The organism is Streptomyces sp. NPDC045678, assembly GCF_056432085.1.
Map to the genome: position 1 here is coordinate 50160 of NZ_JBWKJS010000010.1, position 23798 is coordinate 73957.

Here is a 23798-nt window from a genome sequence, read left to right on the forward strand (position 1 = left end):
ATATCCGCGCACGAATGGTTCGGGCACGGACAGCGGGCAGGTCTTCGGACTCGCGGGCACGTCCTCCGGGGGAGGACATCTACTGGCCGTCGCTTCCCAGGACCGTTCGTCGGTCCCAGTGCGTGTGACGGCGGTCGTTCCCGCTCACCGCTGCGGGGCAGTCCCGGATTCCCACCGGGTTCCCTCTTGCGACGCTCCCCTCTGGCGGACGGGGCGAACCAGCTGCACTGATCACCTTACGGCGCCGTCCGCCGGCGGACCGGGTCGTGTCCGGTATTGAGGAGGTGAGGTGGAACACGTGCGCGACGCGCTTGGGTCACGGGGGCGGGAAGGCGGCACACTCCGCGCTTCCCGCCCACCCGCGCGTTCCTGCCCCACCCGGTTGCCGACGGCCCGAATCGGCCGACGGGCAGGGCCGCGGCACGGCAAGCTACGGAGATATGAACCACCATCACGACGACGGTCCACCCCTCGGACCGGCCGGCGGCGACGACCGCGCCGACCCGCTCGACAGGATGGAGAGGGACCTCGCCGAGCACTCCTGCCATCTGCACCGGGACACACCGGGTACCGGCGTCGTGGAGACCGACGACCTCCTGATCGCCGTCGCCGCACGGGCACCGGCCGCGACGGGCCGCGCCTTCTCGTGGTGGGTCCGCCCCACCTCGACAGCGCCGGACCTGTCCGCCCTTCTTGCGGCCGCCGGACTGTCGGCCGCGGAACAGGAGACGGCGATGTGGACACACCTGGACGAGCTCCCGCCGCAACCCTCCGTGCCCGGGCCGGACATCCGGCCCGTATCGACACGTCGGCAACTCGACGACCACGCCACGGTCCCCGCCGCGAACCGGACTCCGCCCGCCGAGACCGTGCGTCGCTTCCACGTCCGCGCCGCCGCGCAGGCACTCGCTCCGGACTGCCCGCCCCGCTTCCTCGTCGGCCACGCGGCGGGCCAAGTTGTCTGCTCCGCCGGGGCGTTCGCGTACGCGGGCGTCGCAGGGATCCACAACATCAGCACCCTGGCCGCACACCGAGGACGCGGCTACGGCGGCGCGATGACCTTCGCCGCGCTCCACGCCGCCCGCGACCGCGACCACACCGTCGCCGTGCTCCAGGCCTCGGCCGACGGCGAGCCCGTCTACCGCCGACCGGGCTTACGGTCCTGCGGCCGGTTCACCGAACACGACCTGCCCGCCGACGACTTCCGCCCGTGATGAGCCGGCGCCCGCCGGCCGAGCGGCTCCTGATCCACCTGCTGCCGGGACTCGGCGCGTCGATCGGCGCGGTCCTCGGAGTTCTCACCTCCGACCACGTCACCACGGCCCTGGTCGTGCTCACGGCTCTGCTCGTCCTCTGCGCATTCGCCGTCCCGCCGGCCGTCGACCGGTTGCGCGACCGCGCCGCGACGCGGGCCGAGCAGGAGCGGCTGCGGGCCCTCACGTCCGACTCCGCGGCCGCACAGCGGGCCGAGCAGTTGCGCAGTCACTTCCACCCCCGGGGCCGGGGGATCCTGCCGTCGATCGTGCGCGAGGGCTCGTACTTCAGCGGCCGCGTCCAGGTCCTGCGGGAGCTGGTCGGCTGGATCCGGGGCGAGGGGCCGGACGTCGAGCGGGCCCGGGTCGTGACCGGCGCTCCGGGATCCGGCAAGTCGGCGGTTCTCGGGAGACTGGTGAGCCTGGCCGATGCCGCGCTGCGCGACGGGTTGCTCGCCACCGCACCGGCAGGAACGCTGCCACCGACCGGAGCCTTCGCCGTCGCCGTCCACGTGCGCGGCCGTACCGCCGACGAAGTGGCCACCGCGATCTGCCAGGCCCTGACGATCGACGAGACGACGTCCAGCGGCCTGTTGGCGCACCTCCGTGAGGAGCCGGACCCGCGGCCCGCCGTGGTGGTCGTGGACGGCGTCGACGAGGCCTCCGACCCGTACCGCCTCATCGTCGACCTGCTCGAACCCCTCGCGGCAGCAGCGGAACGGACGGGAATCCGCCTGCTCGTCGGCACGCGCCGAGGCGGCGACGACGGCCTGCTGCGCCTCTTCGGAGCCTCGGCGGTCGTGCTCGACCTCGATGCCGAGCGCTACCGGGACCGGCGTGACGTCGCCGAGTACGTACGCCGTACGTTGCTCGCCGAGCCCGACCCGCAGATCCGCACGCCCTACCGGACACGGCCCGCACAGGCTGCCGCGGTCGCCACCGCCGTCGCCGCGCGCGCCGGCTCCAGCTTCCTGGTGGCACAGCTGACGGCACTCTCCTTGATGGCTTCCGCCGAGCCGGTCGACCTCGGCGGCCCCGGGCGGACGGAAGCGTTTCCCGCCACGGTCGGCGCCGCCATGGACCGGTACCTGCGCGACGTGCCGGGCGGCCCGTGGCTGCGCGATCTGCTGATGGCACTCGCCTGGTCCCGGGGCGACGGCTTCGACGACCCGCGCATCTGGGCGGCCGCGGCCACCGCGCTGGGAACCGCCGCGTACTCGGAACACGACGTGGCCCGGCTGCTCCTCGACACCAACGCCGTCGATCTGCTCCACCGCACGGACCACGGAGACCGGGTCGCGTTCCGGCTCTTCCACGAGGCGCTCGGCGAACACCTGCGACAGCTCGGCGCACGCCGACGTTCCCCGGTCGGGATCCAACGCGACCTGACGGACGTACTCCTCGGGCAACTGCCGCCGTCCTCCGGTGGCGGCCCTGGCCGGGACTGGGCGAACGCCGACAGGTACACGCGCCTCCACCTGGCCCACCACGCGGGCGAGGGCCGGGTGCTGGACCGGCTCCTGAGTGACGCGGGCTTCCTCGCCCGCGCGGACCCGGCCCGCCTGCTGGCAGCCCTGCCCGCGGCACGCACCGAAGCGGGCCGGCGCGTGGCCCGACTCGTCCAGCGGGTGGGCCAGCAGCTCCTCGTGGCGCCGGAGGACGAGCGCGTCTGCTACCTGGAGATGGCGGCCCGCATGACCGGCGACGAGCGCCTGGCGGAGGCGCTGGGGGCCACCGAGCCCGAGCGTCCCTGGTCGGCGCTGTGGGCGCACTGGGACGCCCTGGCCGAGAGCCGCATGCTCGGGCACCACGAGGACTACGTCATCGCCCTGGCCGTCGTCGCGACTCCTCGGGGAGTCGTCGTGGCCTCGGCGAGCGACTGGGGGGTGCAGGCCTGGTACCTCGCGGAGGGTGAACCGGTGGCGACGGGTATCCGCGAGCCGGCGTCGCCCATCACCGACATGGCGGCCTTCCGGGAGGGCGACGGCATGGCCGTCGTGACCCTGCACGAGGACGGGAGCCTGCTGCGGACGACGCCCGACGCGACGTACTCGCACCAGGTCCTCGCCCGGAACCGTGCCGCATTCGGTGGTGTCTGGTCGGTCCGTCTCGAAGAGCGCACCGCGGTGGTCACCGTCGACAGTGACCTCGCGATCGAGGTCTTGTCCGCGGAGGACGGTCACCGCTTCGCATTGCCGCGCGTCGTGCTCGGGGAAGAGGACCGGATCCTCGACGTGGACCACGTCGCCGGGCGCTGCCTCGCCGTGGTGGCAGGACCGGAAGGCGAGACGGCCGTGTGGGATCTGAACGCCGCCGTCCCGCTCGGCGAACCACTGCGTCCCGCGGTCCGGGTGGCGGACTGGGGGCCGGACACGCACTTCTGGACGGCTTCGATCGCCGAGCGCGAGGGCGAACCCCTGATCCTTCTCGGCGCTCAGAGAGGCCACGTGCTCGCTTGGGAGCCGGTCCGCGGCGAGATCGCCGGGGAACCGCACCAAGGCGACGCCGGCGTCTTCGTCGCGCTCTTCACCGGTCGGCACCGAGAGGCCTGGAGCTGGGGCGACTGGAACGGGAACCTCTTCACGCGTGACGCGCGGGGCGAGGTACGGCAGTTGGCCGCTCACGACGGAGGGATCGAGTCGCTCGCCCAGTGCGAGTTGAACGGTTCCACCGTGCTCATCACCGGGGGACGCGACGGTTCCGTACGTGTCTGGGACAACCCGGCCGTCGGACCACCGGCCCCCGCCAACAGCTACCGGAGCGTCGCCTCGGGCATCGACGCCGCACAGCGCGACTGCGTCGCGGCGGTCAGGGGCGACGGCGCCCTCGTCGTCTTCGACGCGGCCACCGGTGAGGTGCTCGGCGAACTGCCTCCGGAGGAGGAATGCCGTACGGCGGTCACACTTCCCGGCGATCCATGTTCCTTCGTCACCCTGGACGCCCGTCGGCACCTCGCACTGCGGCGGTTCCCGGACGCGCGGGCCGTGCGCGACATGCCCGTCGCGGAAGCCGACACGACCGTCGTGGCCGCAGCGCATCACGGACGGCCCGTACTGCTCGTCCCCACGAGAAGCGGTCACTTGCACTTCGTCGACCTGGCCACCGGTGCACCGTTCCGAGCACCGCTCGCCTGCCACGGCGGCGGATTCCAGGTCGCCGCTCTGCCCGAGGAGCGGCACGGAACTCTCAGGGTCATCACCTGGAACTGGCAGCTGCCCCGCGAAGTACGGCTGTGGGACGTGACCACCGACGAGGCGCGCTACCAGGACCTGCCGCTCAGCGCCCACGGGGGCACGGGTGACCCGCTCACCACCTCGAAGGTCGCGGTCGGCCGTTCGGGAGACGTCCCGGTGGCCGTCGCGGTCGGGTCGTACTCCCGTGTGCTGGTCTGGAACACCGACGACGGGTCGGTGGTGTCCGACGTCCACCTTGAACGCGGGCACGGCATGGAGTTGTCGGACGTCCGCACGACCCACATCGCGGGGAAGCCACTGGCGGTCACCGGAGGACACACCTGTTCGGTGGCGCTGTGGTCCCTCGAGACGCATCAGGAGCACCACCTCCGCATCGGTTCGGTGCTGTGGCACACCCGTTTCCTGCCCGGACATCGCATCCTGGCGGCCGGGCCGCGCGGCATCATGGTTCTCGCCGTGGACCCGCGGCTCCTCAGCAGACTCGAACGCCCGTAGTCGTCAGACCCGTTCAGCGTCACCCGTTCAGCGTCGTCTGTTGAGCGTCTCGACCGCGCCCAGCGCGTCGCCGATCGTCGCGAAGTCGACGGCGATGAAATTGACCGGCCGGCCGCGCTCCTTCTCGCAGCGTCGGGCCCGCTCCAGGATGAAGTCGCGTCTGTTGACGACGGCGGCGTCGAGACGGCTGCCGCCCATGTCGGTGATGAAGTGGTTCAGCAGGAACAGCCGCTTGCCGGTGCCGCCGCGGTGCGGAACGCAGTTCATCTGTCCCGGTGCGGTGTAGGCGAACGGGGTCTCCATGCCGTACCGGTAGAAGTTGCGGTACCAGGGCGCCGGGCCGTCGGCCTCCTCGGCGAAGACCACCAGGCGTCGCCCCGAGTCGATCATCTGGCCGAGTGTGGGCCAGGGGCGGTCCGGGTCGGAGTCCGGTGTGAACAGCAGCCGTTCCAGCCCCGCCCGATGAAACGCCTCCCGCGTCCGCTCGCCGTCGATGGCGTCCTGGACGATCAGGGTGACCAGTTCACCGGGGTGCTCGTCGAGCCAGGTGCCGATCTCGCGCAGCGTCTCCACGAGGGGGATCGCTCCGGCGCGGCACACCGCGTGACACAGCCACATACCCGGGCGCGGCGGGTTGGCGCGCTCGGCCAGACGGGTGATCTGCTGCTTCGTGTCGGGTGGGAAATCCGCTTCCCGGAGCCGCTCGGAGATCTCCTCGGGGGTCTCCCACGTCTGGGTGTCGATCAGGAGGCCCCGGGCCCCAGCGTCCAACTGCGCGACGATGTCCGGGTCCTGGAGCGGGCCGATGAACCGGTCCGCGGTCGTCGACATGGCGTTGTGCGTGGCCAGGAAGGCGACCTGGTCGTACGGCCTGTCGCAGAGCGACTCCGAGCCCAGGCACAGCTCGCGGGCGTCCTTGCCCGCCGCGAGAGGGGCGAGCACCGCGCCCACCATCGCGACGGCCACGAGGACTCCGCCCGCCGTGCCGAGCACCGCGCTCCGCCGCCGCCCGGTCAGCCGCGCTCCGCGGCGCGCCACGATCTTCTCGTACGTCCACGGCGCCCCGGCCAGCGCAAGACCCGCCCCCAGCGGGAGCGCCGACGTGATCAGCCCGACCGAGACGAGGGCGTCGGCCGCACCGTGCTGCACGTCGTCGAGGAGCCGGCTCATGGAGGGCGGCCAGCCCGACGGCGGGCGGACCATCAGGTCCCCGACCTGCCACCGCGCGACGGCGAGGACCACGGCCGACAGCGCGCCTCCCGCGGCGAGCGCTGTGCCGACGCGGCGCACCCGCACCGCCCAGGACGCGGAACCGGTGAAGGCCAGCACGCAGCCCGCCCCGAGGGCCAGCACGCCGGCGATGCCCTGGACCCAGCCCAGCGCCAGCCTGGTGAACCACCGGGCCTGCTCGGCCGCGCCCAGGTCGACGCCCGCGGCCTTCAGATCCGGTACGACGTTCCAGCGGCCGTCGTCCGTGAGGGCCGACAGATCCGAAGCGGCGCCGGGCACCCGGTCGCCGAGCGCGTACGGCCCCACAGCGGCCAGCGCGGATGCCACGTCCCCGGTGCCGAGCGATGCCTCCACCTGAGGACGCAGCGCCGCTCGCCGGTCCTCAGGGACGGCCTTTACGAGCCACTCCGCCGCCTGCCGTGCCGCCGTGGGCTCGAGGCGCAGCTCGGGGAGGTTGTCGGGGCGCCGGCCACGGGAGATGTCGTCCAGAGCGGCCGTCAGCTCTCGCGTGAACGCGGCGAAGTCGGGGGATTCGCGTCCCTGGGCGGAGGCGACCAGGTCACCGAGGTAGATCTCGGCGAAGCTGCCGATGTTCGTCAGGACGGGCCGCAGGTCGACGGAGAGGCGCAGGCGCGGTTCCTGCCCGCGCAGGTACGCCACGGCGTGACCGATCTGCTCGTCCACCAGGGTGCGCAGGGTGGCGGGCGGCAGCACGTTCTTCAGGTTCGCCGTCACCTGCGCCTCGGGCACGGGCAGCCGGCCGAGCAGATCACGGGTGACGCGTGCCGTCGCGGGGTCGACGAGCACCTCGTCGTACAGCCGCTCGTACGCGCCCTGTTCGTCCAGGACGGCCTGGTAGAAGACACGGTTCAGCACCGTCGCGCGGGCACAGCCGGCGAGGACGAGGACGACGGTGCACAGGGTCAGCACGCCCCAGGCCGCGGGCCGCAGCCAGGACGACGGACGCCGCCACCGCCCACGCCACCGGGGCTGCTCGGTCGCGGTGGCGCCCTTGTGCTCCGCGTCGCTGCCACTCACGAAACGATCATCCTCTGGCTCGGGACGCGACGCCACACCGACCCGTCAACCCAGGCACTCCCCGGCCCGGCGACCCGCCCCGCTGAGCAGGTCGACGCGCTGACCGTCCCCTTCCTTGAGCACGTGGAGCGTGCCGTCATCGGGCGTCCAGTCGCGCGGCACGAGGAAAACGCGGTCTCCGGAGACGTGGAACAGGCGCAGCCCGCCGTACTCGTACGCGTACCGGCTCCCCTTGTCGGTGCCGCGCCGGAAACAGCTGCCGCCGCCCCGGCCCGCGATCGCCGCGTACGACGACACGGCCCAGAACAGCGACAGCACGCAGATGAACGGGGTGAGCCCCTACAGCCGCAGGTCTCTCCGGGCGAATGGGCGCGCGCGGCTCAGCGGTGGGCCGGACGCCAGTACAGGGCGGGGTCGGGGTGGTCGACGAAGCCCAGGTTCCGGTACAGCGGCTCGCCTTCGGCTGAGGCGTACAGGTCGACGCGGGAGGCACCTTGCGTACGGAACCAGTCGAGCAGCGCCCGCATGACGGCCCGGCTGTGCCCGCGCCGCCGGTACGCGGGGTCGGTGACCACGCCGATCACGTGGCCGACCCGGCCGGTGAGGCTGTGCGGACCGGGGAACCACTGCTCGACGGTACCGATTCCGCAGGCGGCGAGTCCGTGTGCGCCGTCCACGACGAGGATGCGGGCGGCGTCGGCCGTCAGCTGTTCCTCCAGCACCGCGGCGAGGTTGCGGCGCCAGTCGTCCGGGGCCGGGGCGCCGCCGTTGTCCGGCGCGGGCTTGAAGTACTCCTCGTCGCGGGTCGCGAAGAGCAGCGACCGCAGGCGTACGAGTTCGGGAACGTCCTCCGCCACGGCGCGGCGCACGCGGGTAACGCCGGTCCTGGGCACGGTGAGTTGTTGTCCGTCGGGATGGCTCATGGCCCTCACCCTTCAGTAAGGGTCTTGTACGCCACAACCCTTACCGAGGCGGCGACGAAGCAGTCGATTCTCTGTTGATCGCGGGCGAGCGGCCGGGATAGGAAAGCGACATGACGACTCTCGGCGTGGTCTTCCGTCCCCAACTTCCCCCCGAGCGCCTGCGCGACATGGTGCGCACGGCCGACGACGCGGGCCTCGAAGAGCTGTGGCTCTGGGAGGACTGCTTCCTGGAGAGCGGCATCGCGGCGGCCTCCGCCGCGCTCGCCTGGTCCGAGCGGCTGCGCGTGGGGGTGGGGCTGCTGCCCGTGCCGCTGCGGAACGTCGCTCTCGCCACCATGGAGGCAGCCACGCTGCACCGCCTCTTCCCCGACCGCGTCATGCTCGGTGTCGGACACGGCGTGCAGGACTGGATGGGGCAGGTGGGGGCGCGGGCCGAGTCGCCGGTCACCCTCCTGCGCGAACATCTCGACGCGATGAGGGCGCTGCTCGCGGGTGAGCGCGTCACGACCCACGGGCGGTACGTCCACCTCGACGGCGTGGCGCTCGACTGGCCGCCCGCGACCGCCCCCGCGGTGTACGCGGGTGCACGAGGTCCGCGCTCGCTGCGGCTCACCGGAGAGGCGGCGGACGGCACCATCCTGGACGCGAGCGCGACCCCGGACGGGGTACGCAGGGCACGCCAACTCATCGACGAGGGCCGGAAGTCGGCCGGGCGCGAGGGAGCCCACCCGGTGGTGGTCTATCTGCTCGCCGCGACCGGGCCGGACGCGGAGACCCGGCTGCGGGCCGAGCTCCGCGGCGAGGGGCGGGACGGGACCGAGGGCCTCGGGGTCGCAGGGGGCGCGGAGGCCGTGGCGGAGGCCGTCCGGCGGCTCGCCGGGGCGGGGGCCGACACGGTCGTCCTGCAGCCCACCGCCGACGAACCGGACCCGGAGGGGTTCATCCGCTTCGTCACGGACGCCGTGGCCCCGCTGATGCCCTGACTCCCTGCCCCCCGACCGCCGCAGACCATCGCCGCGTCCCTCCTCACCAGTCGCCCCACCCATCGGCATGCCCTATGCTCCCGCGCATGAGGCATAGGAACACCGATGTCAGCGCCGAAGCCGAAGCCGAAGCCGAGGCCGGTGGGCAGGGGGACGCGGCGCCCGGCGCATCAGGCACTCCGAGCACCACCGCCTCCCTGGACCTGAATCAACTCCGCACCTTCCTCGCCGTCTACCGCTCCGGTTCCTTCACGGCGGCCGCCCGCCTCCTCGGCCTGTCACAGCCCACGGTCACCGCGCAGATCCGGTCCCTGGAGCGCAGGCTCGACCGGGAACTGTTCGAGCGGCTCCCGCGCGGCGCGGCCCCCGCACCCTTCGCGGACGAGCTGGCGGCCCGCATCGTCGAGCCCCTGGACACGCTCGCCGAGGTCGCGGGCCACGGCGGCGACAGCTCCGCCGAGCCGGTGCACGTGGCCGGCCCTGCGGAACTCCTCTCCCACTGCGTACTGCCGCGGATCGCGCCACTGGTGGAGAAGGGGGTGGTGCTGCGGGTCGCGACCGGCCTGACGGACGATCTCCTGGAGGAGATGCGCGCGGGCCGGCACGACCTGCTGATCGCCACGGCCCGCCCCCGCGGCAGGGCCCTGGCTTCCGTGCCCCTCGCCGACGAGGAGTTCGTCCTCGTCACCTCCGCGGTCTGGGCCGAGCGGATCGGCGGGGCGGCGCGGCTCGCCGTCGACGGCCCCGCGGTCCTGCACGGCGTCCCCCTCGTGGCGTACGCCGAGGACCTGCCCATCGTCCGCCGCTACTGGCGTCACGTCTTCGGCAAGCGCCTGGTCTGCAAGCCCGCCGTCACCATGCCGGACCTGCGCGCGGTCAAGGCGGCGGTCGTGGGCGGCGCGGGCTTCAGCGTGCTGCCCCGCTACCTGTGCCTCGACGAACTCGCGTCCGGCGCACTGGTCCTGCTCAACGACCCGGACGACCCGCCCATCAACACGGGCTACCTCGTCCAGCGCCCCGGCTCCTCCGACAACCCGCACGTGGCCCTGGTCAGGGACCATCTGTTGGAGTCCGCGCGCGGCTGGTAGCCGGGGGAGCCAAGGTCCGCGGCCGGGATCAGTGCTCGCCGTCCCGCAGTTGCAGCCCGTTCTCCCAGATCGTGTTGAGCGTCGTGACGAGCCGCTCGTACGGGATGCGCTGCCCGAGCACGAACACCATGTAGGCCATGCGGCTCACCATGACGGACAGGGCGTGCGCGGTGACCAGGGGATCGAGGGACGTGTCGGCCTGGCCGTTCTCCTGGAGGGTCCGGATGAGCTTGGCGTTGCGCCGGGCGAACGCGTTGCCCCGCTCGATGCGCAGCGCCATGAACTGCTCGTCGACCTGGGCGACTTGCTCGAACAGTGCCATCAGGCGGGCGTTCTTCTTGTACGCACGCAGGTATTCGCGGTTCGACGCGTCGATGAGCTTCCGGGGGTCGGTGATGCCGGTGCGCTCGCGCAGGTGCGGGTGGAGCATCTCCTCCTGCACCTGCTCGACCAGCGCCTGGAAGATCTCTTCCTTGCTGTTGAAATACGTGTAGAACGACCCGGAGGCGACGTGCGCCGCCTTGGAGATGTCCGTGATACGGGCGTCCAGGTACCCGTCGCGCTCGAACACCTCGCGCGCGGCGGCGATCAGCGCGTTGCGCGTCCTGACGCCACGGGCACTGCGGGGTGTGATCGGTTGCTTCTCGCCGCCGTCTGCGGCCGGGGCCTGGGCAGCCACTGCGATCCATTCACTGTCGGTCGAACCTGTACGTATCGGTGGCAGCGGATGGTATCAGCCGACCTGGGAGAGGAAGTCGAGCAGAGCGGCGTTCACCTCGTCGGGACGCTGCTGCTGAATCCAGTGGCCGCCGCCTTCGAGCACGACGTGGGCGCGCTGATCGGTCAGCATGTGGTCGAGGTCCTTCGCCGGCATGAACTGGCCGACGAGGTCCTTGGAGCCGGTGAGGAACAGCGAGGGCTGGGTGACGCGGCGGTCGGCCAGGTGCTCGGTGAGCTCCCAGTTGCGGTCGAGGTTGCGGTAGTAGTTGAGCCCGCCGGTGAAGCCGGTGCGTTCGAACGTCTCGACGTAGTAGGCGAGTTCCTCCTCGCTGAGCCACGGCGGGGGCGACGACGGCTCGTCGTGCTGCTCGGCCCACCGGGCCGAGTAGATCTCCTTCGCCACGAGCGTCCTGCGCACGTTGCGGCCGAGGGCCGCGTCCGCCGCGCCGGGCTCCTGGAACCAGACCATGTAGAAGTCCTCGCCGAGCCGCTTGCGCAGGATCGGGATCGGCGGCGCCGGGGCGCGCCGCGTCACCGGCACGCTCATCCCGGCCGCCGCGCGCACCCGCTCCGGGCGGGCCAGGGCCATCTGCCACACCACCATGGCACCCCAGTCGTGCCCCACGAAGACGGCGTCGTCCGCACCCACGTCGTCGAGGACCGCGGCCAGGTCGCCGCAGAGCGTCAGGATGTCGTACGCGTCGACGTCGGCGGGCTGCGAGCTCCCGCCGTACCCCCGCATGTCGGGGACGAGGACGCGGTACCCGGCGCTCGCCAGCGCGAAGACCTGGTGCCGCCAGGAGAACGCCAGCTCCGGGAAGCCGTGGCACAGGACCACCGGAGGCCTGCCAGGCTCTCCGTCGCCGTGGTCGAAGACGCGGAGCGTGATGTCGCCCGAGGTGACCGAGCGCGTCGCGACGCGCTCCCACTCGGCGGGGGTGACGTGTGTCGGCATGTGCAGAACCTCCGTGGTCCGCGCTCTGAACTTGACGTTGGGTTCAATGTACAAGGCGACGCCGTGCTTGGCGGGCGGGACGCCCCACGCTCTTGAACCTGAACCCGGATTCAAATACGTTGACGGGACCGGGACGAGCGAAGGCGCGGTGGCGATGGCGACGGGTGACACGGACGTACGGGTACGCACGGCGGTCCTGTTCGACTTCGGCGGGGTGCTGACCACCAGCGTCGTCACCGCGTTCGAGGAGCTCGGCACGGAACTGGCCGACGATCCGCGGCTGTTGCTGCGGCTCCTCTCCAAGGACGAGGAGAGCGGCGCCCTGCTCGTGGCGCACGAGGAAGGCCGCATCAAGGAGGCGGAATTCGAGAACGGCCTCGCGGCGAGGCTGCGGGCCCACGGAGCGGCGGTCGAGGGCCCGGGCCTGGTGCGCCGCATCCAGGCCCGGCTGCGCCCCGACCCCGACATGATCACCCTGGCGGCGACGTTGCGGGCCGAGGGGCGACGCGTGGGCCTGCTCTCCAACTCCCTCGGAGACCACTGCTACGACGGCTTCGACCTGCCCGCGATGTTCGACGCCGTCACCGTGTCCGGGGACATCGGCGTGCGCAAGCCGTCCCGCCGCGCCTACGCCACCGCGTGCGAGCGTCTCGGCGCCCGGCCCGAGGACACCGTGATGGTCGACGACCTGCCGCAGAACGTCGTGGCGGCGGAACGGCTCGGCATCGCCGGAGTCGTACACCGCGACGCGCCCACGACCGCGGCACAGCTGGCGCGGCTCCTCGTCCCGGCGGGCGGTGCCGGTGCCGCGGCCGGGCCGGGTGTTCCGCGGCGCACCTGAGGACAACCCCTGCGCCGGGGCCCTGATCCGGACCAAGATTGCCTGACCCACGACCGTTGGAGGACGACCCGTGTTCGACGTGACCGACAGGGCCAAGGAGTACCAGGAGCGGCTGCTCGCCTTCATGGACGAGCACGTCCACCCCGCGGAGGCGGTGTACGAGGCCCAGATGGCGGGGTCGGGCGATCCGCACTTCCACCCGCCGGTCCTTGAGGAGCTCAAGGCCGAGGCGAGGAAGCAGGGTCTGTGGAACCTCTTCCACCCGCACCCCGAGTGGGGCCCGGGCCTGACCAACCTGGAGTACGCGACGCTGGCGGAGATCATGGGCCGCAGCGCGCACCTCGCCCCCGAGGCCACCAACTGCAACGCGCCGGACACCGGCAACATGGAGGTCCTCACGCTCTTCGGCACCGAGGAGCACAAGGAGAAGTGGCTGAAGCCGCTGCTCGCCGGCGAGATCGCCTCCGCGTTCGCCATGACCGAGCCGGCCGTCGCCAGCTCCGACGCCCGCAACATCGAGATGCGGATGGTCCGCGACGGCGACGACTACGTCCTCAACGGCCGCAAGTGGTGGACCTCCAACGCCCTGCACAAGAACTGCCGGGTGCTCATCGTCATGGGCAAGACCGACCCGGACGGGCCGAGCCACCGCCAGCAGAGCATGACGGTCGTCCCGCTCGACACCCCCGGCGTCACGGTCCTGCGCAACCTCCCCGTCTTCGGCTACCAGGACCGCGAGGGCCACGCGGAGGTGCTCTTCGAGGACGTACGCGTCCCCGCCACGGCGCTCCTCGCGGGCGAGGGCGACGGGTTCATGATCAGCCAGGCGCGGCTCGGTCCCGGACGCATCCACCACTGCATGCGCACGATCGGCATGGCGGAGCGCGCGCTGGACCTGATGATCGACCGCGCCCAGTCACGTACGACGTTCGGGGCGCCGCTCGCCGACCGGGCGAACATCCAGGACTGGATCGCCGAGTCCCGCGTCGAGATCGACATGGCACGCCTGCTGACCCTCAGGGCCGCGTACCTGATGGACACCGTGGGCAACAAGGAGGCGCGGACGGAGATCGCCGCCATCAAGGTCGCCGCACCCGAGGTCGCGCTCAAGGTCGTCGACCGGGCCATCCAGGTGCACGGCGGCGGCGGTGTCAGCGACGACTTCCCGCTCGCCAGCATGTACGCCCACCTGCGCACCCTGCGGCTCGCGGACGGCCCCGACGAGGTGCACAAGCGGGCCATCGCGCTGCGTGAACTGCGCCGCCGCGAGAACGAGCGGAGCGGCCGATGAGCGCGCCGCGTGACGGTCAGGGCTCCCTGGCCGGGAAGGTCGCCGTCGTCACCGGCGCCTCGCGGGGCATCGGTCTCGCGGCGGCCGCCGCGCTGCGCGACCGCGGCGCGCGGGTCGTGGTCACCTCGCGCAGCGAGGAGCGCGCCAAGGAGGCGGCGGCCCGACTCGGCGACGGGGTATCCGGGTTCGGCGCCCACGCCACCGACGAGGCCGCCGCGCGCGCCTGCGTCGAGCACACCGTCGCGACGTACGGCAGCCTCGACATCCTCGTCAACAATGCCGGTACGAACCCGGCGTACGGCCCGGTCGTCGACCAGGACCACGGTCGCTTCGCCAAGACGATGGACGTCAACCTCTGGGCACCGATCCTGTGGACGTCGCTCGCGGTGAAGACGTGGATGGGCGAGCACGGCGGCTCCGTCGTCAACACCGCATCGATCGGCGGCCTCACGGTCGCCCAGGACGTCGGCATCTACCACGTCTCCAAGGCCGCACTCATCCATCTCACCAAGCAACTCGCCCTGGAACTGGCCCCGAAGGTCCGCGTCAACGCCATCGCCCCCGGAGTGGTCCGCACCAAGCTCGCCGAGGCGCTGTGGGAGGAGAACGAGGCGGCGGTCGCCGCGGCCACGCCCCTCGGCCGCATCGGCGAACCCGAGGATCTGGGCGAGGCCGTGGCCTTCCTCGCCGGGGAGGGCGCCCGCTGGATCACGGGGGAGACCCTCGTGGTGGACGGCGGCCAGCTCCTCGGGGGTGGCCCGCTGTAACGCCCCGCTCACCGCTCGCCCTCCGTACCGCAGGAAGTCGCCCGATGTTCGCCCCCGCGTCACCCGCCCGCTCGGCGGGGGGTGCGAGCATTTCGCGTCAGATCGAGATCCATTCCGCGGTACCCCGAGGGGACAACGTTGCAACGCCCACGTCCAGGACGTACGTACCACCAAGGAGGGGGAGCGCGCACCGCGGTCTCCCTCACGGCGCTGCTGGCGCTGTCACTGACGGGATGCGGTGTCGCGGGGCTCGGGGGCGACGGTGACGGCGGGGACGGTGACGCGGGGTCCGAGGCCGGCGCCGCCGTCGCCGGGATCGACTGTGCCGACGCGGGCAGGGTCCAGGGGACCGGGTCGAGCGCGCAGCAGAACGCGATGAAGTACTGGATCAAGCACTATCAGAGCGTCTGCCCGAAGGTGCGGATCGCGTACAACCCGATCGGATCGGGCGCGGGCGGCGCGCAGTTCCTGCGGGGTGCGACCGCGTTCGGCGGCTCCGACAGCGCGCTCAAGCCCGATGAGGTCGAGCGCTCGAAGGACGTGTGCCGGGGCGGGCGGGCCATCGACCTGCCCATGGTCGGCGGCCCCATCGCGATCGGTTACGACGTGCCCGGCGTCGACGACCTGGTGCTCGACGCTCCCACCCTCGCCAAGATCTTCGACCAGAAGATCACTGCGTGGGACGCCCCGGAGATCCGGCGGCTCAACCCGGGCGCCGCGCTGCCGTCGATGCCCATCCGTCCCGTGCACCGGTCCGACGACTCCGGCACGACGCAGAACTTCCAGGCCTACCTGGCGGGCGCGGCCCCCGCGGCCTGGCCCCACCTCGTGGCCAAGTCCTGGCAGGGGAGGGGCGGCGCGTCCGCGAGCGGGTCGAGCGGTGTCGCCTCGGAGGTGACCTCCGGCGTCGGCGCGATCGGGTACTTCGAGCTGTCCTTCGCGCGGGCCCGCCAGATCAAGACCGTGAACATCGACACCGGCGCGCCCGCCCCGGTCGCACCGACTCCCGCGACGGCGTCGGCGGGCATCGCGGCCGCTCAGGTCGCCGGCACCGGCAAGGACATGAAGCTGAAGTTCCGCTACGGCGCGTCGACGCCCGGCGCGTACCCGATCGTCCAGGTCACCTACGAGATCGTCTGCGACAAGGGGAACCAGAAGGCGACCCTGCCCGCCCTCAAGTCGTTCCTGACCTACACGGCGAGCAAGGTGGGGCAGAAGGACCTGTCACGCCTGAGCTACGCGCCGCTGCCGGAGTCGGTCGCCGGGCAGGTACGGGACGTGGTGGACACGCTCTCCTGAGAGAAGCCGGGGGTACGTCGGGCCCCGGACCGCGTGACGGGCGTCGTCCTCCCCACCGCCGCTCCTAGGCGACCGCGGTCCCCTCCAGCTCGACCAGCTGGCCGGGGATCGCCAGGCGCGTCACCCCGAGCATCGTGGTGGTCGGTGCGACTTCGGCGGCGGCGAGCTGTCCGGCGAGCACGCCGTAGTGCTGGAAGAGGAGGTCGACGTCGGTCGTGTAGACGTTGAGGCGGACGAGGTTCGAGAGGGACATGCCGGCCTCGGCGAGCACCGCCTTGACGTTGTCGACGCTCAGCGCCAGCTGCGCCGCCATGTCGCCGTCGTGCTCGGGTCTGCCTTCTCCGCTCATCGCGGTCTGGCCCGAGAGGTACAGGGTGCGTGAGTGCCCGGAGACGAGCTCGCCCTGGTTGAAGCCCATCTCCGTCGACCAGGTCACCGGGTTGACTGCGTTTCGTTCCATGGTCCCGCTCGCTCCATTCGGTTCGGTTCACTTCGGTTCACTTCGGTTCACTTCGGTTCGCTTCGCCTGGTGGAGCCTTCCAGCAATACATGACATCTCCAGTCATGTATTTCGCTAGGATTTTCGTATGCGCGCCGACCGGTTGGTTTCCTTGGTGCTCCTCCTGCGTCGGCGCGGCCGGATGACGGCGGACGCCCTCGCCCGCGAGCTTGAGGTGTCCACCCGCACGGTGCTGCGTGACATGGAGGCGCTCTCCGCGGCCGGTGTCCCCGTCTACGCCGAACGCGGCCGACGCGGCGGGTTCGCGTTGCTGCCCGACTTTCAGACAGCGCTGACCGGACTGAACCACGACGAGGCGCTCGCCCTGCTGGTCGCCGGATCACGGCGCGGCGCCCAGCTCTTCGGCCTCGACTCGGCGCTCGCGTCGGCGATGCTGAAGGTGTTCGACGCACTGCCCGAAAACCTCCGGGGCGCTGCGGCGGGCGCGGCGCAACGCCTGCTCATCGACCCGGAGTTGGACCTCCTGGCACGGCGAGCGGACAGTGAGGAACTGCCCGAGCCGATCGTCGCCGAGGTCCGGCGCGCGGTGTTCGCGGGCCACAAACTGCGTATCCACTACGCGGCGGTGGGCCAGGCCGCGAAGTGGCGCACGGTGGACCCGATCGGCCTGGTGACCGTACGCGGCCAGGGTTACCTGTTGGCCGTGCGAGGCGGCGCCGACCGTACCTACCGGCTGTCCCGCGTGCTGGCGGCCGAGGCGCTCGACGCACCCGCGCAGCGACCGGACGCGGTCGACCTGGACCGCGCCTGGCAGGAACGCAACACGCAGTTCCGGAACGGCGGCGACCACCAGGTCGCCGTGCGGGTGCGGGTGGATCCGGAGCGACGCAAGGACCTGGTGGCCACCGCGTTGTCCGTCCGTGACGAGGAAGAAGACGTCCTCGGTGAGGGCCGACCGCGGCTGCACCTGATTTTCCAGGACGCCCGGCACGCCGAATGGGCCCTGTGGCAGCTCGCCACGCACGCGGAAGTGCTGTCCCCGGAGTGGCTCCGCACCTCCCTGCGCGATCGCGCCGCCGCGATCGCCGCGCTCTACGCAGCGCCCGCCTCGCCCCAGGTGACAGGGGGCTCGTGGGCGCCGTAGATGTGCACGCCCCCCCCGCAGGGCCACGTCGTCCTCCGGAGCTGTGGCGCGGCGCAGGGTCGGGAGGCGACGTCTGAGTACGCGTACTCATGATTCATCCCCCTTCTCTCGCGCACGCTGGACGCGTAACCCGATGAGAGGAAGACGACTGTGCGCAGCAGCATCCGAGTTCGCCCCGCGTTCCGCGCATCCGGCAGGCGCTCGGCGCGGTCCTTCGCGGCGCTCGCGCTGGCGGGTGCGGCGGCCGCCGCGGTGCTGACCGGCTGTTCCATGGAGGACGCGGTCTGCGGCGGCGGAGAGTATCCGGTCCTGCACGTGGGCAGCGGCGGGTCCGCCTGCCGGCCCGACGGCGAGGAGCCGCCGAAGGGCTACGCCCGCTACCCGGAGGGCAAGGTCCCCGAGCATGTCGGGGACAAGTGGGACACGTACTGGAACGATCACACGCTCGACGAGAACGGGAAGATCATCAAGTTGAAGGACGGCCAGTAGCGGCCTCGCCACCCAGGCCGAAAGGTGGGGGTGGACTTACTAGGACGTCCAACTATATGTTCGTGACCAGAGCCCGCGGTGCAGGGAAGCCGGTGTGAATCCGGCGCGGTCCCGCCACTGTGACCGGGGAGTGCGTTCTCGCCGAGCGATACGCCACTGACGGACGAGTCCCGTCGGGAAGGCGGGAGAACGCGCGCTGATCCGGGAGTCAGGATACCGGCCGCGGGGTGTTCCGTGTTGTCCACGAGGATGGAGCAGACACGCATGGCACCGGTCCGTACCCACGACCCAGGTGAACCGGCGAAGCGAGCGAAGGCCGCGGCCCGCGCCCGACTCCACGACGGCTTCTAGGCCTTCGCGTCCCACGACAGAACCGCCCGCCCACCTCATCCGGTGGCGCCGTCGGACTGCCGTGCCATCCCCGGACTCACCTGACGAGAGCAGGCTCTCATGGTCCGTGAACTGACACATTTCATCGGCGGCAAGCACGTGCCCGGCACGTCCGGGCTCTTCGCCGACGTGTACGACCCCAACTCCGGCACCGTACAAGCACATGTGCCGCTGGCCGGGCGGGCGGAGACCACCGCGGCGATCGCCGACGCCGAGTCCGCCCAGCGCGAATGGGGCGAGTGGAACCCGCAGCGGCGCGCCCGCGTGATGCTGCGGTTCCTGCAACTCGTCGAAGGAGAGCGGGAGTCACTCGCACGGCTGCTCTCGAGCGAGCACGGCAAGACCGTCGCCGACGCCCACGGCGACCTGCAACGCGGCCTCGAAGTCGTCGAGTTCGCCGCGGGGATCCCGCACCTCCAGAAGGGGGAGTTCACCGACAACGCCGGCACCGGCATCGACGTGCACTCCCTGCGCGTACCGCTCGGCGTCACCGCCGGCATCACCCCGTTCAACTTCCCCGCGATGATCCCGCTGTGGAAGGCGGCCCCCGCGCTGGCCTGCGGCAACTCCTTCATCCTCAAGCCGTCGGAGCGTGCGCCCTCCGTGCCGCTCCGGCTCGCCGAGCTGTTCCTCGATGCGGGCCTGCCGCCCGGCGTCCTGAACGTCGTCAACGGCGGCAAGGACGCGGTGGACGCCCTCCTGCAAGACGCGCGGGTGCAGGCGCTCGGCTTCGTCGGCTCCACCCCGATCGCCGCGCACATCTACGCCACCGCCGCGGCGCACGGCAAACGCGCCCAGTGCTTCGGCGGCGCCAAGAACCACATGATCGTGATGCCGGACGCCGACCTCGACCAGGCCGTGGACGCCCTCGTCGGAGCCGGGTACGGCTCGGCGGGGGAGCGGTGCATGGCCATCTCGGTCGCCGTCCCCGTCGGCGAGGAGACCGCCGACGCGCTCGTCACCCGGCTCAAGGAACGCGTCGCCGCGCTCCGCATCGGCCGCTCCGACGACCCGGAGGCCGACTTCGGCCCGCTGGTCAGCCGCGACGCGCTCGACCGGGTCCGCCGCTACGTGGACATCGGCGTCAACGAAGGCGCCGAACTCGTCGTCGACGGACGCGACTTCACCCTGCCCGGGCACGAGAACGGCTTCTTCGCCGGAGCCACCCTCTTCGACCGCGTCTCACCGCGCATGCGGATCTACCGCGAGGAGATCTTCGGCCCGGTGCTCTGCGTGGCCCGCGCCGCGGACTACGAAGCGGCCCTGCGCCTGCCCAGCGAACACCCCTACGGCAACGGCGTCGCCATCTTCACCAGGGACGGCGACACCGCCCGCGACTTCACGCGCCGCGTCGGCGCCGGCATGGTCGGCGTCAACGTGCCGATCCCCGTCCCGGTGGCGTACCACACCTTCGGCGGGTGGAAGCGGTCCGGTTTCGGCGACCTCAACCAGCACGGTCCCGACGCCGTCCGCTTCTACACCCGGACCAAGACCGTCACCTCGCGCTGGCCGTCCGGGCTCAGGGAAGGCGCGAACTTCACCATCCCGACGATGGGATGACCCCGATGACCCCGATGACCCCGATGACCCCGACGGGAACAGCCCTCACCAAGGACCAACTCGCCCTGGCCGAGGTCACGCTCGACTTCGCCGACGAGCACCTCGCACCGCACGCCGTCGCCTGGGACCGCGACAAGCACTTCCCCGTGGACGTGCTGCGCAGGGCCGCCGAACTCGGCCTCGGTGGCGTCTACGTACGCGAGCAGCACGGCGGTTCGGGCCTCGGCCGCACCGACGGCACCCTCGTCTTCGAGGCCCTCGCCACCGGCTGTCCCTCCATCGCCGGTTACCTCTCCATCCACAACATGGTGGCCTGGATGATCGACCGGTACGGCGACGAGAAGCAGCGCGCCCGCTGGCTGCCGGACCTGTGCACCGCCGCGTCGCTGGGCAGCTACTGCCTCACCGAGCCGGGTGCCGGTTCGGACGCCGCGGCCCTGCGGACCCGCGCCGAACGCGACGGCGACACGTATGTCCTCACCGGCGTCAAGCAGTTCATCTCCGGAGCTGGCGCCTCGCACGTGTACGTCGTCATGGCCCGCACCGGCGAGCAGGGCCCCGGCGGCATCTCCGCGTTCGTCGTCGAACGGGACGACCCCGGCCTCGCCTTCGGCGCCGACGAACGGAAAATGGGCTGGAACGCCCAGCCCACCCGCCAAGTGATCCTCGACGGCGTGCGCGTGCCGGCCGACCGGCGCCTCGGTGACGAGGGCGAGGGCTTCCGCATCGCCATGAGCGGCCTCAACGGCGGGCGGCTCGGCATCGCGGCCTGCTCCCTGGGCGGCGCCCAGAGCGCACTGCACCGCAGCCTGGCCCACCTCGCCGACCGTGAGGCGTTCGGCGCGTCCCTCCTGGACGCCCAGGCGCTGCGGTTCCGGCTCGCCGACATGGCCACCGAGCTGACCGCCGCCCGCGCGCTGGTGCGCCAGGCCGCCGACGCGCTCGACCGGGACGATCCGCGTGCCCCGCAGCTGTGCGCCATGGCCAAACGCTTCGCCACCGACACCGGGTACTCCGTGGCCGACCGCGCCCTGCAACTGCACGGCGGATACGGCTATGTGAGCGAGTACGGCATCGAGAAGATCGTCCGGGACCTGCGGGTCCACCAGATCCTGGAAGGAACCAACGAGATCATGCGCCTGATCGTGGCCCGCGGACTGATCGAGGCCGTCCGATGACGGCGGCCGGGGACGCTGTGCAGACGTACGTCGACGGCCGAGCGGGCCACCTGATCCTCAACCGCCCCAAGTCCCTCAACGCCCTCACCCACGCCATGGTGCTCCGCATCGACGAGGCGCTGACCGCATGGGAGCGGGACCCCGCCGTGGAGACCGTCGTCCTCGCGGGGGCGGGGGAGAGAGGGTTGTGCGCGGGTGGCGACATCCGGTCCATCCACGAGGACGTCACGGCGGGCGACGGAGAGGCGACGCGGGCCTTCTGGCGCGACGAGTACCACCTCGACGCGCGCATCGCCCGCTACCCGAAGCCGTTCGTCGCCGTCATGGACGGCATCGTGATGGGCGGCGGAGTCGGCGTCTCGGCGCACGCCGCCGTGCGTGTGGTCACTGAACGGACCCGGGTGGCCATGCCCGAGACGGGCATCGGCTTCGTGCCGGACGTCGGCGGCACCTACCTGCTGAGCCTCGCGCCCGGCAACCTCGGCGCCCACATCGCCCTGACCGGCACCGAGCTGGCGGCTGGCGACGCGCTCAGGTGCGGACTCGCCGACCACTTCGTACCGTCGTCCTCGCTGCCCCGCCTGATCGCCGACCTCGCCGAGTCGCCCGTACGGGAGGTCCTGCCGCGGTACGTCCAGGACGCGCCGCCCGGCCAACTCGCGGACGAGCGGCAGTGGATCGACCACTGCTATGCCGCCGAGACCGTCGAGGAGATCGTGGACCGCCTCCACGCGGACGGCTCACGTGCCGCGAAGGAGACCGCCGAAACGCTGCTCGGCCGGTCGCCCGCGGCGCTGAAAGTGACCCTGGAAGCGCTGCGTCGCGCGCGTGAACTCGGCTCGCTCGAAGCAGTGTTGAACCAGGAGTACCGCGTCTCCTGCGCGGCCCTCGCCTCGCCCGACCTGGCGGAGGGCATCCGCGCCCAGGTCATCGACAAGGACCGCGCACCGCGCTGGAACCCCGGCACGCTCGCCGAGGTGACCGCGGGCGACGTCGCACGTTTCTTCGCGCCGCTCGGAGACCGGGAACTCGCCCTGGACGCCGGCGCCGTGACGCAGGAGGTGGCGTGGTGAACGGAACCGAGGGAACGGAGTCACCGGCGACGAGGACCGTCGTGTTCATAGGGCTCGGCAACATGGGCCGGCCGATGGCCGCGAACCTGGTGGCGGCGGGTCACCGCGTGGTCGGGCACGATCTGTCGGCCGACGCGCTCGCGGCCGCCGCGGAGAGGGGAGTGGCGCCCGCCGCCTCGGCCGCGGAGGCGGTGCCCGGCGCCGACGTCGTGATCACGATGCTCCCGGCCGGACGTCACGTCCTAGCGCTCTACCGCGACGAGGGGCTGCTCGCCGCGGCCGCGCCGGGCACGCTGTTCGTCGACTGCTCCACCATCGACGTCGCGGACGCCCGCACCGCGCACGAGGCCGCGGCCGCCGCGGGCCACCGCGGCCTGGACGCACCGGTCTCCGGCGGAGTCGTGGGGGCCGAGGCCGGCACGCTGACGTTCATGGCGGGCGGCGGTGCGGAGGAGTTCGCCGAGGCGGAACCTCTGCTCGCCGCGATGGGCAAGCGTGCCGTGCACTGCGGGGACGCCGGCGCCGGGCAGGCGGCGAAGATCTGCAACAACATGATCCTCGGTGTCTCGATGGTCGCCGTCAGCGAGGCCTTCGTACTCGGCGAGAGCCTGGGCCTGACCGCGCAGGCACTCTTCGACGTCGCCTCCACCGCATCCGGCCAGTGCTGGGCGCTCACCTCCAACTGCCCCGTACCGGGCCCGGTCCCCGCCAGTCCCGCCAACCGCGACTACCGCCCCGGTTTCACCTCCGCCCTCATGGCGAAGGACCTGGGCCTGGCGGCGGAGGCGGCCCGCGCGACGGGCGTGGACGCCACGCTCGGCCGACGCGCGGCCGAACTGTACGCGGAGTTCACCGCGCAGGGCGGGGCGGACCGCGACTTCTCGGCGATCGTGAGGGCGATCAGGAACCGGTCGGGCGAGCACGTGACGTGAGCGGACACACGACTGGCCCCGACCGCGGAACCCCGCCCGCAAGGCCTCGGCGGGCCTTGCGAGCGGGGGGAGCGGTTCGTCATGGACCGGCGACGACGCTCACGACTCGCCGCGGGGCCGTCGGCCACGGCCGCGGAAAGAGATTTTGACGCGTGGGTGTGAGGGTCCCGTCAGCGGGCAATCGATGTGTGGGCCCCGCCGTGTCTCCCCCGTCGCGGCGGGGCCTGCGATGTCTGCCGCGTGTCTCAGGCGCGTTCGCGGTACGCGAGTGCCGTCGCGGCGACCACCGGCGTGCTCAGCGGGAGCGGCCACCCGATCCCGTGGCAAAGGACCGGCCGCGCGCCGAGGACCGCGGCCGTGATCACCGCGGCCACGGCGAGTCGGCCGACGGTGCCGTTGCGCGGGCCCGTCGCGAGGGCGACCAGGACGATCACCGGGTAGGTCGGCTTCCCCGCTCCCTCGCGGGGCCGGCGGGTTTCGTTCACCGCGTGGCGG

Annotated in this window: 21 protein-coding genes and 2 riboswitches; of the genes, 14 read left to right on the plus strand and 7 right to left on the minus strand. The window is 72.0% G+C overall.

The window, feature by feature from the left end; translation table 11 throughout:
* Positions 1 to 18: 18 nt before the first annotated feature.
* A riboswitch (cobalamin riboswitch) is annotated at positions 19 to 238 on the minus strand.
* Between the two features lie 277 nt (positions 239 to 515).
* Together AC07DO_RS31325 and AC07DO_RS31330 are read left to right on the plus strand one after the other, a co-directional pair.
* Positions 516 to 1214 (plus strand): GNAT family N-acetyltransferase, encoded by a 699-nt coding sequence (locus AC07DO_RS31325; RefSeq protein ID WP_479064886.1) that lies wholly within the window; start codon positions 516 to 518, stop codon positions 1212 to 1214.
* Positions 1214 to 4942: an AAA family ATPase gene (locus AC07DO_RS31330; protein ID WP_479064320.1), complete on the plus strand. Its 3729-nt coding sequence runs from the start codon at positions 1214 to 1216 to the stop codon at positions 4940 to 4942. The genes AC07DO_RS31325 and AC07DO_RS31330 overlap by 1 nt, the downstream gene beginning before the upstream one ends.
* A gap of 27 nt (positions 4943 to 4969) precedes the next feature.
* On the opposite strand, the gene AC07DO_RS31335 is transcribed toward AC07DO_RS31330, so the two are convergent.
* The 3 genes from AC07DO_RS31335 to AC07DO_RS31345 form a co-directional block, all read right to left on the minus strand.
* A complete protein-coding gene (locus AC07DO_RS31335; protein WP_479064322.1) occupies positions 4970 to 7210 on the minus strand; it encodes a phosphoinositide-specific phospholipase C-related protein in 2241 nt (746 codons plus the stop codon).
* 45 nt (positions 7211 to 7255) lie between these two features.
* Positions 7256 to 7528, minus strand: a complete 273-nt coding sequence (locus AC07DO_RS31340; RefSeq protein WP_479064324.1) for a hypothetical protein — start codon at positions 7526 to 7528, stop codon at positions 7256 to 7258.
* A gap of 62 nt (positions 7529 to 7590) precedes the next feature.
* Positions 7591 to 8133 carry a GNAT family N-acetyltransferase gene (locus AC07DO_RS31345; RefSeq protein WP_479064326.1) on the minus strand — a complete coding sequence of 181 codons (543 nt, stop codon included), beginning with the start codon at positions 8131 to 8133 and terminating at the stop codon, positions 7591 to 7593.
* A gap of 110 nt (positions 8134 to 8243) precedes the next feature.
* Between AC07DO_RS31345 and AC07DO_RS31350 the strand changes: the two genes are divergently transcribed.
* Positions 8244 to 9116 carry an LLM class flavin-dependent oxidoreductase gene (locus tag AC07DO_RS31350; RefSeq protein WP_479064328.1) on the plus strand — a complete coding sequence of 291 codons (873 nt, stop codon included), beginning with the start codon at positions 8244 to 8246 and terminating at the stop codon, positions 9114 to 9116.
* Between the two features lie 86 nt (positions 9117 to 9202).
* On the plus strand, positions 9203 to 10204 hold the full coding sequence (locus AC07DO_RS31355) for a LysR family transcriptional regulator (RefSeq protein ID WP_479064330.1): 1002 nt from the start codon (positions 9203 to 9205) through the stop codon (positions 10202 to 10204).
* A 28-nt stretch (positions 10205 to 10232) separates the two neighbouring features.
* On the opposite strand, the gene AC07DO_RS31360 is transcribed toward AC07DO_RS31355, so the two are convergent.
* On the minus strand, positions 10233 to 10883 hold the full coding sequence (locus tag AC07DO_RS31360) for a TetR/AcrR family transcriptional regulator (RefSeq protein ID WP_479064332.1): 651 nt from the start codon (positions 10881 to 10883) through the stop codon (positions 10233 to 10235).
* Between the two features lie 54 nt (positions 10884 to 10937).
* Positions 10938 to 11879, minus strand: coding sequence for an alpha/beta fold hydrolase (locus AC07DO_RS31365; protein WP_479064334.1), 942 nt, complete (start codon positions 11877 to 11879; stop codon positions 10938 to 10940).
* Positions 11880 to 12033: 154 nt separating this feature from the next.
* Between AC07DO_RS31365 and AC07DO_RS31370 the strand changes: the two genes are divergently transcribed.
* From AC07DO_RS31370 to pstS, 4 genes are all read left to right on the plus strand, one after another.
* Positions 12034 to 12720, plus strand: coding sequence for an HAD family hydrolase (locus AC07DO_RS31370; RefSeq protein ID WP_479064337.1), 687 nt, complete (start codon positions 12034 to 12036; stop codon positions 12718 to 12720).
* A 70-nt stretch (positions 12721 to 12790) separates the two neighbouring features.
* Positions 12791 to 14011: an acyl-CoA dehydrogenase family protein gene (locus AC07DO_RS31375; RefSeq protein ID WP_479064339.1), complete on the plus strand. Its 1221-nt coding sequence runs from the start codon at positions 12791 to 12793 to the stop codon at positions 14009 to 14011.
* Positions 14008 to 14778 (plus strand): SDR family oxidoreductase, encoded by a 771-nt coding sequence (locus AC07DO_RS31380; protein WP_479064341.1) that lies wholly within the window; start codon positions 14008 to 14010, stop codon positions 14776 to 14778. The genes AC07DO_RS31375 and AC07DO_RS31380 overlap by 4 nt, the downstream gene beginning before the upstream one ends.
* A gap of 138 nt (positions 14779 to 14916) precedes the next feature.
* The gene (gene pstS / locus AC07DO_RS31385) at positions 14917 to 16077 is read left to right on the plus strand and encodes a phosphate ABC transporter substrate-binding protein PstS (protein WP_479064343.1); all 1161 of its coding nucleotides are present in this window, start codon (positions 14917 to 14919) and stop codon (positions 16075 to 16077) included.
* 64 nt (positions 16078 to 16141) lie between these two features.
* On the opposite strand, the gene AC07DO_RS31390 is transcribed toward pstS, so the two are convergent.
* On the minus strand, positions 16142 to 16537 hold the full coding sequence (locus tag AC07DO_RS31390; RefSeq protein ID WP_479064345.1) for a RidA family protein: 396 nt from the start codon (positions 16535 to 16537) through the stop codon (positions 16142 to 16144).
* Between the two features lie 127 nt (positions 16538 to 16664).
* On the opposite strand from AC07DO_RS31390, the gene AC07DO_RS31395 reads away from it, so the two are divergent.
* The 6 genes from AC07DO_RS31395 (at position 16665) to mmsB (ending at position 23303) form a co-directional block, all read left to right on the plus strand.
* A complete protein-coding gene (locus tag AC07DO_RS31395; protein WP_479064347.1) occupies positions 16665 to 17681 on the plus strand; it encodes a helix-turn-helix transcriptional regulator in 1017 nt (338 codons plus the stop codon).
* A 150-nt stretch (positions 17682 to 17831) separates the two neighbouring features.
* A complete protein-coding gene (locus tag AC07DO_RS31400) occupies positions 17832 to 18170 on the plus strand; it encodes an SCO0607 family lipoprotein (RefSeq protein WP_479064349.1) in 339 nt (112 codons plus the stop codon).
* 59 nt (positions 18171 to 18229) lie between these two features.
* Positions 18230 to 18409, plus strand: a riboswitch (cobalamin riboswitch).
* Positions 18410 to 18620: 211 nt separating this feature from the next.
* On the plus strand, positions 18621 to 20120 hold the full coding sequence (locus tag AC07DO_RS31405) for a CoA-acylating methylmalonate-semialdehyde dehydrogenase (RefSeq protein ID WP_479064351.1): 1500 nt from the start codon (positions 18621 to 18623) through the stop codon (positions 20118 to 20120).
* A 5-nt stretch (positions 20121 to 20125) separates the two neighbouring features.
* Entirely contained in the window at positions 20126 to 21298 is a 1173-nt protein-coding gene (locus tag AC07DO_RS31410; protein ID WP_479064353.1) for an acyl-CoA dehydrogenase family protein, read from the plus strand.
* On the plus strand, positions 21295 to 22371 hold the full coding sequence (locus tag AC07DO_RS31415; protein ID WP_479064355.1) for an enoyl-CoA hydratase/isomerase family protein: 1077 nt from the start codon (positions 21295 to 21297) through the stop codon (positions 22369 to 22371). Before AC07DO_RS31410 ends, AC07DO_RS31415 begins: the two co-directional genes overlap by 4 nt.
* The gene (gene mmsB / locus AC07DO_RS31420; RefSeq protein ID WP_479064357.1) at positions 22368 to 23303 is read left to right on the plus strand and encodes a 3-hydroxyisobutyrate dehydrogenase; all 936 of its coding nucleotides are present in this window, start codon (positions 22368 to 22370) and stop codon (positions 23301 to 23303) included. Before AC07DO_RS31415 ends, mmsB begins: the two co-directional genes overlap by 4 nt.
* Positions 23304 to 23548: 245 nt before the next feature.
* Here the strand turns inward: mmsB and AC07DO_RS31425 are convergent, their stop codons facing one another.
* A complete protein-coding gene (locus AC07DO_RS31425) occupies positions 23549 to 23788 on the minus strand; it encodes a hypothetical protein (protein WP_479064359.1) in 240 nt (79 codons plus the stop codon).
* Between the last annotated feature and the right edge of the window lie 10 nt (positions 23789 to 23798).